The sequence below is a fragment of the Chryseobacterium sp. BIGb0232 genome (genome assembly GCF_024810195.1).
Classification (GTDB): Bacteria; Bacteroidota; Bacteroidia; order Flavobacteriales; family Weeksellaceae; genus Chryseobacterium; species Chryseobacterium pennae.
The window spans coordinates 192,120-205,392 of record NZ_JANUEH010000007.1 but is presented as its reverse complement, the minus strand read 5'-3'; the positions used below and the strand labels follow the sequence as shown (position 1 = coordinate 205,392).

Sequence of the window (13,273 nt, the reverse complement as noted above, 5' to 3'; positions counted from 1 at the left end):
ATTTTAATCTGAAGTTTAACAAAAATTTGCAACTGTTTTGGGATAACAGCCTATCCTTAAAATTTATTTTTTAAAGATCACTGTGAAGGTATTCATATATTCCGTTGGAGATAAATAAATAATTTCCGCATCATGATATTCCAGAATTCGTTTAACAATTCTCAGCCCTAAGCCGGAACCGGAAATATTCTGGGCGTTATTTCCTCTTGTAAAGGCTTCAAATAATTTGGATTGTTCTTCTTCTGATATAGTGTCTCCATGAGAAGTTACATCAACACTCAGATGATCACTGGTCTCGGTTATCAAAACCTTTACTTCAGTAGTATCAGAATATACAGCAGCGTTCTTGAATAAATTAATAAAAACAATCACCAATAACGATTGAATCCCACTGATGGTAAGAAAAGCATTTTCAGAAGGATCTTCGGTAATCAGAAAATCCAGCTTAAGATCAGGATAACTTTTCTCAACTGCATCAAATGCTTCAAAAATAACTTCATCAACTCTTACATCTTCATAAATGCTCTGAATGTTTTCTTTATCAAACTTTGTAAGTAACAACAGTGAATTCGTCAGATCAGATAATTGATAAACATCCCGCTGGATCTGCTGCAGAGAAGATAATGTTTTCGGAGAATGTTCTTCAAATTTAATCAGGTTTTCCAATTGAAAAGCCATTCTTGTGATAGGAGTCCGAATCTCATGGGAAGCACTTGCCGTAAAATCTTTTTGCGACTGAAATACATCATTAAGTCTTACGATCATTGTATTGAACGATTTTGCAAGAACGTTCACTTCATCATTAGATTCCTGCACGGGAATCTGAGTCGTTAATTTATGGGCCGTGACTTCTGAAATTTCCTGATTCAGATCTTCCAAAGGACGAAGGAATTTTTCTACAAAATAATAGCTGAAAAAACCAATAAGAAGTGTACTCATTGCATAGGCAGCAATCAAGAGGTATTTCAGATACTTCAGCTTCGATTTTCCATTGGTATCAAAGGCACTGGTAAGAATATAATAATCCTCCCCATTAATATTTCTCAGTGCTGCATAAATCTCCGGAACTGTTTTTTCTGTATAAATAATTTTCTTCTTATCCAGTTCCTTAAGCATAGTAGTATCCCAGGTAACATTCCGGTCTTTAATGGTACTGTAGATCAATTCTTTTTGCTCATTGAAAATTAAGATCTTTTCATTAAGGAGAATATTATCTGAGTTTTCATTGAAAAAAATAGGTGCTTCTTCTTCAAAATCTTTGGACTTTGAAATAAAATGCGTGGTAAATTCCAGTCTTTGTCTGAATCTTTCTTTAAACTCATCTCGCCTGAAATCATTAAAAGATAAATAAATGACAGCCATCACCATTCCAAAAAGCAATGAAAAGGCAATACTGATCGTTAAAGCTATCTTTCTTTTTAAGGACATTTATAGTGGGCTTAAGTAATATCCAAAACCAGAGCGGGTATGAATGAGTTTTATTTTAAAGTCTTTATCGATCTTTTTTCTTAGGAAATTGATGTACACTTCTACCGTATTGGTATTGGTATTAAAATTATGCTCCCATACGTGCTCAGTGATCTGTTGCTTGGAAACAGTTCTTCCCTGCGCTTCTGCCAGATACGCCAACAATTGGAATTCTTTTAAAGTAAGGGTGATTTCATTTCCGCCACGATACACTTTCTGTTCTGTTTTATTGATAATAAGGTCGTCTATTCTGATAATATCCTGATCGGAAGTATCAGATGGCATTTTCCGTCTCAATAAAGAATTAATTCTTAAAAGAAGCTCTTCAAACTGGAAAGGCTTTACCAGATAATCATCTGCAAGACGGGTAAAGGCATCCTTCTTATCCGAAATATCTCCATAAGCGGAAATGATAATGATGGGGGTGCTTTTATCAAAAGAACGGATCGTCTGACAGACATCCAGCCCGTTTATTTTGGGAACATTAATATCAAGCAGATACAGATCGTAGGAATTATTTTTTATCTGGCGAAGAAAGGTTTCTCCGTCATAAATTTTATCGCAGGTAAAATTATTGGATTCCAAAAACCGACAAAGCTCCGCAGAAAGAATGAGATCGTCTTCTAATAAAAGAATATTCATCAAAAATTATTTTACACGAATTTAACGAAAATTTTTATGATGGTTATGAATCAGTCTTAAAAGTTGCCGGATAATATTGTTTGTGTGGAATTTAATTTGATGCAAAGTTTATTAGCGTCTTATCTCATATTCTTAAGGAAAAAAGGAATGGAATCAATTTTATTGATTCTTGCCAAGCAAATTCATCGCCACAAAACCTCTACAGTTATAAAATAGCACTTCTTAGCTCTCTAAAATAAAACATTTGAATCATCTTTCTTTACGAAGAAAAATAATCTGCTTCTTCAATGAAAAATATAGATTTGTATTAATCCTCAAGTTTATGCCTGATTCAGAAAAATCAGAATGCAATTTAAAAGAACTAAAATATAAATGTTTTTTCTCTCTAAATTACCTAAGCTTTTTGTATCACCTGAAGTTTTATACCGATCCGATCTTTTGTCTATTTTTAAACAAGCGTATAACTATTTTACTCTATCACCATCAGTATTTTTCTTAATCTGAATTTTGAGCAAAAAAAAATTCCCGAAAAAATTCGGGAAAATCGAGAGCCAACTACGGGACTTGAACCCGTGACCTCTTCCTTACCAAGGAAGCACTCTACCGCTGAGCTAAGTCGGCATCAACTAAAAAAATCACACTAAGTAGCATGATTTTTATTGAGCGGAAGACGGGGGTCGAACCCGCGACATTCAGCTTGGAAGGCTGACGCTCTACCAACTGAGCTACTTCCGCAATTTTGTTTCCAAAATTATTGGTAAACGCTTTGCAAAACTAAGAATTAATTTTTAATTCTGCAAACTTTTTTCTAATATAAAATATAGTGGGGAGAGCAGGATTCGAACCTACGAAGCCGAAGCAACTGAGTTACAGTCAGTCCCATTTAGCCACTCTGGAATCTCCCCAGATATTTTATATTAAATTGAGCCTCCAGAGGGATTCGAACCCACGACCCCGAGATTACAAATCACGTGCTCTGGCCAACTGAGCTATGGAGGCAATTTAACTTTTAGACTGAAAGCGATTGAGAAAATCTACTCTACGCATTTCAGTGTTAAAAAAATCAACTTTAAATATTGATTTTTGTGAGCGGAAGACGGGGGTCGAACCCGCGACATTCAGCTTGGAAGGCTGACGCTCTACCAACTGAGCTACTTCCGCAATTTTGTTTCCAAAACCATTGGTAAACGCTGTGCAAAACTAAGAATTATTTTTTAATCTTGCAAGTTTTTTTTCAAAAATATAAAGTGGGGAGAGCAGGATTCGAACCTACGAAGCCGAAGCAACTGAGTTACAGTCAGTCCCATTTAGCCACTCTGGAATCTCCCCAGATATTTTATATTTTATGAGCCTCCAGAGGGATTCGAACCCACGACCCCGAGATTACAAATCACGTGCTCTGGCCAACTGAGCTATGGAGGCAAAATAAAAAAGAATTCAAAAGATCGCTGTTCCTTTTTTGCGATTGCAAAGATAGAACGGATTTTTTGAATTCTCAAATATTTTATAAACTTTTTTTATTTTTTTTTCTATGCCATTTCTTTTTTCTTGATTAATAGCTTTTTAGCAGTATCAACGCAAAGGTCCAAACTTTCCTCAAAACTTGCACTTGTCTTTTTTACTACAATATCATCTCCCGGAACCGCTAAAATAATCTCAGCTGTTTTGTTAGCTTTATCAGCATTATTTTCTACTTTTAGAAATATTTTACACTCATGAATTTTATCATAGAATGTTTCTAGCTTGCTTACTTTTTTTTCGATGTGTGATTCTAGTGGTTCATGTGGAGTTAAACCAATTGATTGTACTGTGATCTTCATAATTCTTCTTTTTTTGATGCTCGAGGGTGAGCTTGATTAAACACTTTTTTCAATTGTTCAATATTAGCATTCGTATACACTTGAGTACTTGCAAGACTGGAATGCCCTAATATTTTTTTTACTTTGGAGATCTCCGCCCCATTATCCAATACGTGAGTAGCAAAGCTATGCCGAAGGATATGAGGACTTTTTTTTTCTTTCGTTGTTATAAGACTAAGGTACTTATTAACTACCACATAAACAAATTTTTCGTTGAGTTTTTTCCCTTTCTTATTGACAAAAAAATAGGTTTGATATTCTGTCTGCGGATTTCTTATTTTCAAATAATTTTTAAGAAGCTCAGACAACTCTCCGGAAATAGGAACTACCCTTTCTTTGTTCCCTTTTCCGATGATTTTTAATTCATTTCCATTTAAGTCAACATGTTCAAATACCAGGCCACAAAGTTCCGCTTTACGCATTCCTGTCTGATAAAGAACCTCCATAATAGATTTCTCCAATATATCATGCATTTGCCCAAAGACACGTTCATTAAGATCTTTCATTTCTTCTTCAGACATAGGGATCTGTTTTTCAGCATAAAACTTAAGAGAAGAGACTCCTTCCGTGGGAGAAATTTTTATTTCACCTATTTTTAATAGAAATAGATAAAAACTTCTAAGAGAAGATAATTTCCTATTGATACTTCTTTTTGAAATATTGTTTTCACTTAAATCAACAATAAAGTTTCTGATAATTTTTTTATCAGCTTTCGAAATATCTTCAGAAGATTCTGTTCGGAGATAGAAATGGGAAAAGTCGCCAAGGTCTTTTTTGTAGCTTGTAATCGTGTGGGGAGAGTACCTTTTTTCGAATTGTAGATATTCTAAAAACTTTTCCAGCATCATGGGATATAAAATAAAAATTCACTTCTCAAATATAAGAATTTAAGAAGTGAATTAATATGTGTTTAAGAAAAAATTCTTAAGCCTGCTCTTCCTTGCTAAGTGCTCTTTGCTTGTAAGCAGCTTTCAACTTAGATTGTCTCAAAGTTACAGAAGGCTTGATAAACGCTTGTCTAGATCTTAATTGACGAACTGTACCTGTTTTATCAAATTTTCTTTTGTATTTTTTTAAAGCTCTGTCGATGGATTCACCATCTTTAACTGGAATTATTAACATATTTTACATCTCATTTTGGATTGCAAAACTAAACATTTTTTCTTAAAACACAAAATTAAAAGCATTTTTATTTTCAACCACTCATGGAATTCCCTAATCCTCCATCCTTTATAAAACTAATAAGTTAAAGAATCCACCGAAACAAGTTATTAATTTAGAATAAAATTCTATTAAAAATATCTCAAACTTAAAAAAACAACCTAAAACATTAACTAACAGCGTTTTAAATAGGAAATAAGAATAGTAAATTTTATTTTGCAAAAAACACACAAATGACTCGACACCTTTTTATTTCCTTAATTTTCTTCAGCAGTTTCGTATTTTCTCAGCAAAGAACTAAGATACCTCCACAGAAACCAGGTCCGGCCAGTATGAAAGCTGGCGCTTTTATAGATATTAACTCTGCTCCATATCCTGAGTCCAATTATGACATAACACAATTGGTAAAAGATGTACTTATTACAGGAGGATCTACATGTACTGGAGCTAATGTTAGCAATGTGATAGTATCTCCGAATTTGGCTACCACCAACCAGAACAGAAGCTGGGGATACTTTAATAAGGCTACTACAAATTTCCCATTTGAAAAAGGTATAATGCTTTCAACCGGATTTGCCAGAAGAGCAGGAAATAATTTCCAGGCAGATTTAGGCGATAATCTCCCTTCCGGCGGAGATACAGATTTGGCAACAGCATTAGGAATTTCCAATTCAGATTTATTCAATGCCACTTTTATAGAATTTGATTTTATTCCTTTATCCACTGAGGTATCATTTAAATATTTATTTGCTTCTACGGAATATCAGAGTAATTTTACATGTAGTTTTACCGATGGTTTTGCCTTACTATTAAAAAAAGTGGGAGACCCTGCTTATACTAACCTTGCTGTCCTTCCTAATGGAGAACCTGTAAGTGTAACCAACATCATTCCTTCCCAGTTGTCCTGCGGGCCAAAGAATGTTCAATACTTTGGTGGATTGAATCCTTCACAAACTGTAACCAATTTTAAAGGCCGCACAATACCATTAACAGCAAAAGCTACGGTCATTCCCGGCCAGACCTATCATTTCAAAATAGTTCTGGCAGATTTTGGTGATTCTCTATTTGATTCCGGGGTATTCCTGGAAGCAGGTTCTTTCGATATCGGAGTCAAAATATTAGACCCTACAGGTGTTCAACTCCCCCCTTTCATCAACCTTTGCGATAACAAGTCACAAGTTCTTACTGCATCGGTTCAGGCCGGAAACCCTACTTATCAATGGTCATTCAACAACATTCCTATTCCAGCTGCCACCTCGGCAAGCCATTCCGTAACACAGCCAGGAGTGTATAGTGTACAAGTGATCCTACCTGGAAATGCATGTCCAGGGACAGCCAGTATCACCGTCACAACAGGTACATCTGCTACAGTACAAAATACTAAATTAACAACATGCTATACTTCCGGAAATGCTATATATAACTTAACCTCAGCACAATCTTCTATAAGTACAACACCAGGGGTTACATTTCACTATTATCAAAACCTATCTGATGCTAATTCCGGAAATACAAATACCATTGGTACCCCAACAGCCTATTCAAGTCCTGGAAATCAGACAATCTATGTATTGGTAAAAAATGGATTATGTAATAAGGTCGCAGAACTCAGTCTAGTCAAGGCCAATGAAATCATTACCACTATTACAGCTTCCACATCCACTATATGTTATGGACAGAGTGCAACACTAACCTCCAATCATGCCTCCGGCAACACCTGGTCTACTGGAGAAACCACCCAGTCAATTATCATCACAACATCCGGAGTCTACACTTTAACAAACAGCTTAGGAGAATGTACAGGCCAACCAGCTTCTGTAACCATCACCGCCGAAGCAGATCCTAACATACAGATAACCGGCAAACTCTCATTATGCAACGCTCCGACACAGCTCACCGCATCTTCATCGGGAGCAGGAAACACCTATACATGGTCAAATGGAGCAACCGGAAACTCTATCACCGTTTCCACAGCTGGAACTTATACTGTCACAGTAGAAACCAGCAATGGATGTAAATATCAAAAATCAGTAACAGTAACGCAAGATATAATACCTATTCCAACAATCTCAGCTTCCTCTCAAGTAATCTGTGGTAACAATAGCATAATCCTGACTTCCAATCTTCCAACAGGCAATACATGGTCAACCGGAGAAACTACGTCAAGCATTACTGTGACCACTCCAGGCATTTATACGCTAACGAATAGCAACGGGGTCTGTACAAGCCTTCCCGCCTCTGTCACAATTACCAAAGAAGCAAATCCTAACCTAAACATCACAGGAAATACAACTTTCTGTGGAGGAGCTTCTACTACATTAACCGCTACTGCAACAGGAAATGGAAACAGCTTTTCCTGGTCAAACGGGGTAAACACCGCCAGTAACACTGTAAATACTCCCGGAACTTATACTGTTATTGTAACAACTGGAGCAGGATGTCAGTATCAAAAATCAATAACCGTAACAATGGATCCCAAGATCACAGTCAACATTGCTATACCCGAGAAGATCAACTGTATCAATAAGCAAATTACATTAGATGCTACTACATCCGTTTATCAAGCAGGAGCAACATTTTTATGGACTGCAGCAAATGGAGGAAATATTGTATCAGGTACTAATACTTTGACTCCCATTGTAAGTAACAGTGGAGTCTATACACTTACTATTACTAATCCCACCGCCAACGGATGTACAAAACAAGCTTCAGTAACTGTAACAAAAAACACAACTCTTCCTATAATTTCTATTTCAGCTTCATCTCTCACAATATGTCAAGGAGATTCTGTAATCATTACTGCTTCAGGGGCTACAACCTATACATGGTCCGGATTATCGGGAACAGGAAATACTCAAACCGTAGCACCCACTATCACCACAACATATTCAGTTACAGGAACCAATCCAAACGGCTGTAGCTCTACAACAACCATAACCATTAAAGTTGTCCCTGAAATTATATCTACACTACATAATATTGAAATATGCCAAGGTGATAAAGCCCTTTTAGATGCAGGCCCCGGGGCCCAATACACTTACCTATGGAACAATGGAGCCACGACCCAGACAATTCTCACCAATACTGCAGGAAGTTATTCTGTAAAGATCAGTAACGAAATTTGTTCTAAAATCTTCACAGCAACCGTTTCTTATATTGCCGTACCGGAAATACAGGAAATAACCTACAAAGACAATACATTAACAATACATGCAAAGAATAATGGGAATACACCTTTAGAATACTCTATTGATAATGGTGTCACCTGGCAGTCTTCTCCTGTTTTTCAAAATATTCTCAGAAATTCCCAATATTATATTGTTGTAAAGAATAAAGGAGCATCATGCGCATCCCATATTGAATATTATACTTTTTTCATGGCCAATATTATCACGCCCAATTATGATGGTATCAATGATGTCATCGATTTCAGTATCATCAGTAAATATGGAAATTTTCAGGGTAATATATTTGATAGGTATGGAAAAAATGTTTTCAAAATAGGCACTAAAAAACCTGTCTGGGATGGGACATTTTTAGATCGTCCACTTCCTACCGGCACTTACTGGTATACATTATCATGGGAAGACCGAATTACTAAAAAACCTGTCACATCATCAGGATGGATACTCTTAAAAAACAGAAACTAAAATTTTATATGCCGGCCATTGTGCCGGCATTTCTATTGATCATCACTGTCTTCATTATTATTTTAAAAAGTAATCCAGAGTATTAATGGTATGTAAACAAAAAGTATTACCTTTGCATTCACTTTATTCATGGGGTTGACTGGTTTCGACAGCAAGATCAATGGGTAAGTAAGCATGCAGAGAACCGTAGCGCGATCTCTTAAATCCCTTGCTACAAAATTTTAACTGGCAACGAAGAGTTCGCTCTTGCAGCTTAATCCGAATAAAGTAAGATTCAAGCGCTTTCCTGAAGATAGTAAGGAAGCAAGATGTCTCACAAATGCTCCGTTCTACGGCGTTTGATCCTGAGATATAGTAATGTAGAAATAAGATTTCAGAAGCTTCGGCTGAAATTCGAAAACCTTAGAAGATAAGCTGGAAGTTGGGTGTCTATCCTCTGCCTTCAGTCGAAAACCAATGGTAGAATAAGCATGTAGAAATCTTATGTGTTGCTTGTTTGGACGAGGGTTCGAATCCCTCCAACTCCACAGAAATATAAAAACCACTGATTTATTCAGTGGTTTTTTTCTATAATACAACATATATTATGAAGTGCTATTCTTTTTAAACCATTCAATATAAGCACCTACAGCTTTCTGGAGAAAATTTCTCACTTCTTCATCTTTTAAATCCCCGTTTTCATCCCATACTTTATCAATATGAGGCAAATAAACTTCAGGTTGCTGCATCGCAGGGACATTCAAAAAAACAAGACTTTGCCTCAAATGATGATTAGCTCCAAAGCCTGATAAATTTCCCGGCGAACTACTGAATACCGCTCCCGGCTTTCCATCCCATACATTCTTACCTGCAGGCCTTGAACCAACATCTATAGCGTTTTTCAATACTGCGGGAACAGATCTGTTGTGCTCTGGGGTAATAAAAACAACTCCGCCAAGGTTTTTTATTTCATCTCTGAATTTCACATAAGATTCAGGAGCATTATTATAATCATCAAAATCCTGGTTGTATATTGGCAAATTGTCTATTGAAATAATTTTAAACTCAAAACCATGAGGAGCCATAGAAATTAAGGCCTTTGCTATTTTTTTAGAGAAAGATTCTTTCCGTAAACTGCCGGCTATAAGTCCGATTACTTTGTTCATAATAATAGTATTTAAGTGATTATACTATTGATAACAGCAAAAATAATGCGACAATATCAGGAAAATCCGGATTACCAGATAACAGCAATAGAATATTAAGATATCATACTGGGGGATAGACCAAACTGCTTTTTAAAGGTAAAAGAAAAATGAGACAGATCTTCAAATCCCAGATCAAGATAAATATCAGACGCTTTTTTGCCTTTCTCCAACAAATACCGGGCTTCTTGTAACCTCTTTTGAAGCAGCCATTTTCCGGGAGCAATTCCAAAGATTTTTTCAAAGTCTCTTTTAAATGTTGCCAAACTTCTTCCAGTGAGATAAGCAAAACGGTCTAGCTTTACATTAAAATGATAATTCTTCAACATAAACTCTTCAAGGTTGATTTTATATGGATCATAACTATCATATAAAATATTTTTAAGGGTTACATCGTGTCCAAATAAAAGCAATAACGCCTCTTTTTGTTTTACCAAAGCTAGTTCTGGAGATTTATTTTCTAAAAGATCCTGATATTGCAACAAAGATTCCATAAAATATTTTAAATATGAAACTTCTGATAAATTGATAAATGCCGGTGTTTTCTTTTTTTCCCGCAGTACAAAATCTTCCTCAGTACTCATTTGCTTTAGTAAAGTATCATCAAATCTTATAGACAGTGATTTAAATCCTTCCTCTTCACATGGCTTTTTCAGGAATTTTAAAAGCTGATTTTTCTGAACAAGATACACATCTCCACTTCGGAACACTTTTCTATGTACTCCGTCATTAAGTTCCATTTCTCCTGAAATCACCATAGACAATGCATTATAAGAAACAAACTGTTCTCCTTCACGGAAAACCGTAAAGTAACATGAGTAATTGATATAATCCAGATTTTCAGACATGATAATACTTTGAAATACAGTCAAACCAAAAAAATTCTGATGTGACTGTTAAAGATACTGCTTTTAATTATTTTACACTAAAATAGATTTCGGCTCAAGGTATTCTTCTAAGCCATAAACCCCAAATTCCCTTCCTATACCCGACTGTTTAAAACCTCCAAAAGGTGCTAAGGGATCATGTTTAAAACCATTTATACAAACTCTTCCCGCATCTATCTGTGAAGCTACGTTTAATGCACGTTGTTCATCTGATGATGAAACATAAGCAGCTAATCCATATGTAGTGTCATTTGCAATCGCAATAGCATCTTCTTCATTCTCATATGGGATGATTGAAAGTACCGGACCAAAAATTTCGTCCTGCGCTATTCTCATTTCATTCTTTACATTGGTAAAAATAGTAGCCTTGACAAAGTTACCATTTTCCAGACCTTCAGGCTTCCCTATACCTCCTGACAATAACTCGGCACCCTCTTCTACTCCAATCTTAATATAACTTTGTACCCGTTCATATTGTTTTTCTGAAACCATTGGTCCTACATTCGTGTTTTCATCCTCCGGATTTCCTACTCTTACCTGTTGAATCACTTTTTTTGCAATAGCGTTTACTTCCGCAAGCTTTGAATAAGGAACCAGTAAACGTGTTGGAGCAACACAAGCCTGACCACTATTCATATAGGCACCAAACACTGCCTGAGGAATTACCTGTTTCAAATCAGCATCATCAAGGATAATATTTGGTGACTTCCCTCCGAGTTCCAATGTTACCCTTTTCATAGAGCCTACAGCCTCTTTCGCAATCATTTTCCCTGTCTGTGTAGAACCGGTAAATGATATTTTAGAAATATAAGAACTATTTACTATTTCACTTCCAACAACATTCCCTAATCCATTCACTACATTAAAAATTCCTTTTGGAAGTCCCGCATTATGGAAGCACTCCATAATAACCTGCGTTTGCATTGCACTCATTTCACTAGGTTTTACTACCACTGTACAACCAGCAGCAACAGCTGTTGCAAATTTGCTACAGATAAAACTATTACTGGAATTCCAAGGGGTAATAATTCCCACTACTCCTACAGGTGTCATTTCTACCCTGGTGTTTCCTGCTTTTCGGGTAAATTCAAAATGACGCAAAACTTCTATCATACTATCGAAGCCACTCAGCATATTTTGAAAACTCATGGTACAAAATTGTCTCGTTCCACCATATTCCAGAATCATCGTCTCAATGAGATCTTTTTCTCTACTTTCAACAGCTTTCCTTACATTTTGAAGAATAACAATACGTTCTTCTACAGTTGACTTTGAAAATGTTTTAAAAGCTTCTTTTGCAGCAATAATCGCTTTTTGGGTATCTATTTCATTTCCCAATACCACCTCTCCAATTTTCTGATGATTGGAAGGATTAATGAGGTCAAAAGTTTCAGTACTACTCAGTGTAATAAATTCGCCATTAATATAGGCTTGGTCAATATTTTTCATATGTATTTATTTTAATTTTACATGACAAATTTCTGACAATAGATCACTCATAGCTTTGCCAAGAAGCTCAATTCAACTTTGTTAAAAAGCTCAAAAAAAAATAACGTGAAAAATACACCCTTAAGAAAACAAAAAAGACCCTTAAATAGGGCCTTTTGAATTATTTCATCTTTTTATAAAATTCGTAGAGTGCATCAATATCTGCAGAGCAAAGTATGGGAAGCATTTTCTCAAGAATTATTTCATCCCATTCCCACCATTTCATTTCAAGCAACAGTGCTATATGATGTTCACTAAACCTTTTTCTGATAGGTTTTGCTGGGTTTCCCCCTACAATCGTATAAGGTTCTACATCTTTGGTTACCAGAGCACGACTCCCAATCACTGCTCCGTCACCAATTTTAACTCCAGCCATGACCATTGCTTCCGTACCAATCCACACGTCATTTCCGATGACAGTATCACCTGCTGGTTCAAAGGCATCTTTACTATTTTGAAAGTATTCCACTTCTGACATATAATAGAAGGGAAAACTTGAAATCCAGTCATAGCGATGTCCCTGATTTCCACTCATGATAAAACTGGCACCACTTCCAATGGAACAATAGGAACCAATAATTAACTTATCTACATCATTTCTGTCAGGAAACAAATAACGGGCACAATCGTCAAAGGAATGACCATGATAGTATCCGGAGTAATACGAATATTTACCGGCAATAATATTGGGGTTTTGAATATGGTCTTGTATGATTTTGCCCTTAAAAGGACTTTCAAAGAAATTTTTCATTTTTTAGCTTTTAAATATAACAATAGAGATAAGGAGAACAGCTGTAAGCCATTCTTTAGAAAAAATAGGTTTTGTTAATTCAAAAAAGCTAACGTGTTAATTTCATAACACACAAATATAGGTAAAAAAGCATAGACTTTTCATTCATTTTTGATCCGGAAAAGACAAAATCTGACTTTTTTCA

10 protein-coding genes, 7 tRNA genes and 1 other RNA gene are annotated in these 13,273 nt (G+C 35.8%); 2 read left to right on the top strand and 16 right to left on the bottom strand.

Annotated elements, in window-relative coordinates; translation table 11 throughout:
- Positions 1-63: 63 nt before the first annotated feature.
- The 12 genes from M2372_RS16685 to rpsU form a co-directional block, all read right to left on the bottom strand.
- A complete protein-coding gene (locus M2372_RS16685) occupies positions 64-1,428 on the bottom strand; it encodes an ATP-binding protein (protein ID WP_123320872.1) in 1,365 nt (454 codons plus the stop codon).
- The gene (locus M2372_RS16680; RefSeq protein ID WP_115970237.1) at positions 1,429-2,109 is read right to left on the bottom strand and encodes a response regulator transcription factor; all 681 of its coding nucleotides are present in this window, start codon (positions 2,107-2,109) and stop codon (positions 1,429-1,431) included. It lies immediately after the preceding gene.
- 549 nt (positions 2,110-2,658) lie between these two features.
- Positions 2,659-2,730: transfer RNA gene (locus M2372_RS16675), tRNA-Thr, on the bottom strand.
- A gap of 41 nt (positions 2,731-2,771) precedes the next feature.
- Positions 2,772-2,844 (bottom strand) — tRNA-Gly (locus tag M2372_RS16670).
- Positions 2,845-2,933: 89 nt separating this feature from the next.
- Positions 2,934-3,014: transfer RNA gene (locus M2372_RS16665), tRNA-Tyr, on the bottom strand.
- Between the two features lie 20 nt (positions 3,015-3,034).
- A tRNA-Thr gene (locus tag M2372_RS16660) sits at positions 3,035-3,108 on the bottom strand.
- An 89-nt stretch (positions 3,109-3,197) separates the two neighbouring features.
- Positions 3,198-3,270 (bottom strand) — tRNA-Gly (locus tag M2372_RS16655).
- A gap of 87 nt (positions 3,271-3,357) precedes the next feature.
- Positions 3,358-3,438: transfer RNA gene (locus M2372_RS16650), tRNA-Tyr, on the bottom strand.
- Positions 3,439-3,457: 19 nt separating this feature from the next.
- Positions 3,458-3,531, bottom strand: a tRNA-Thr gene (locus M2372_RS16645).
- A gap of 107 nt (positions 3,532-3,638) precedes the next feature.
- Complete coding sequence (locus M2372_RS16640; RefSeq protein ID WP_115970438.1) at positions 3,639-3,929, bottom strand: HPF/RaiA family ribosome-associated protein; 291 nt, start codon at positions 3,927-3,929, stop codon at positions 3,639-3,641.
- Positions 3,926-4,813, bottom strand: a complete 888-nt coding sequence (locus M2372_RS16635) for a tyrosine-type recombinase/integrase (RefSeq protein WP_123320994.1) — start codon at positions 4,811-4,813, stop codon at positions 3,926-3,928. Before M2372_RS16635 ends, M2372_RS16640 begins: the two co-directional genes overlap by 4 nt.
- Positions 4,814-4,892: 79 nt before the next feature.
- Positions 4,893-5,090, bottom strand: a complete 198-nt coding sequence (gene rpsU / locus M2372_RS16630) for a 30S ribosomal protein S21 (RefSeq protein ID WP_045501128.1) — start codon at positions 5,088-5,090, stop codon at positions 4,893-4,895.
- Positions 5,091-5,362: 272 nt separating this feature from the next.
- Here rpsU and M2372_RS16625 point away from each other — a divergent pair, with 272 nt between their 5' ends.
- Together M2372_RS16625 and ssrA are read left to right on the top strand one after the other, a co-directional pair.
- Positions 5,363-8,779 carry a choice-of-anchor L domain-containing protein gene (locus M2372_RS16625; protein ID WP_123320873.1) on the top strand — a complete coding sequence of 1,139 codons (3,417 nt, stop codon included), beginning with the start codon at positions 5,363-5,365 and terminating at the stop codon, positions 8,777-8,779.
- 131 nt (positions 8,780-8,910) lie between these two features.
- Positions 8,911-9,309, top strand: a transfer-messenger RNA (tmRNA) gene (ssrA, locus tag M2372_RS16620).
- Positions 9,310-9,363: 54 nt separating this feature from the next.
- On the opposite strand, the gene M2372_RS16615 is transcribed toward ssrA, so the two are convergent.
- The 4 genes from M2372_RS16615 to catB all read right to left on the bottom strand — a co-directional run bounded on the left by M2372_RS16615 (position 9,364) and on the right by catB (position 13,089).
- Positions 9,364-9,924 carry an NADPH-dependent FMN reductase gene (locus M2372_RS16615; protein WP_123320874.1) on the bottom strand — a complete coding sequence of 187 codons (561 nt, stop codon included), beginning with the start codon at positions 9,922-9,924 and terminating at the stop codon, positions 9,364-9,366.
- Positions 9,925-10,019: 95 nt separating this feature from the next.
- Complete coding sequence (locus M2372_RS16610; RefSeq protein ID WP_123320875.1) at positions 10,020-10,811, bottom strand: AraC family transcriptional regulator; 792 nt, start codon at positions 10,809-10,811, stop codon at positions 10,020-10,022.
- A 72-nt stretch (positions 10,812-10,883) separates the two neighbouring features.
- Entirely contained in the window at positions 10,884-12,299 is a 1,416-nt protein-coding gene (locus M2372_RS16605; RefSeq protein ID WP_123320876.1) for an aldehyde dehydrogenase family protein, read from the bottom strand.
- Between the two features lie 160 nt (positions 12,300-12,459).
- Complete coding sequence (catB, locus tag M2372_RS16600) at positions 12,460-13,089, bottom strand: type B chloramphenicol O-acetyltransferase (protein ID WP_123320877.1); 630 nt, start codon at positions 13,087-13,089, stop codon at positions 12,460-12,462.
- Positions 13,090-13,273 lie beyond the last annotated feature (184 nt).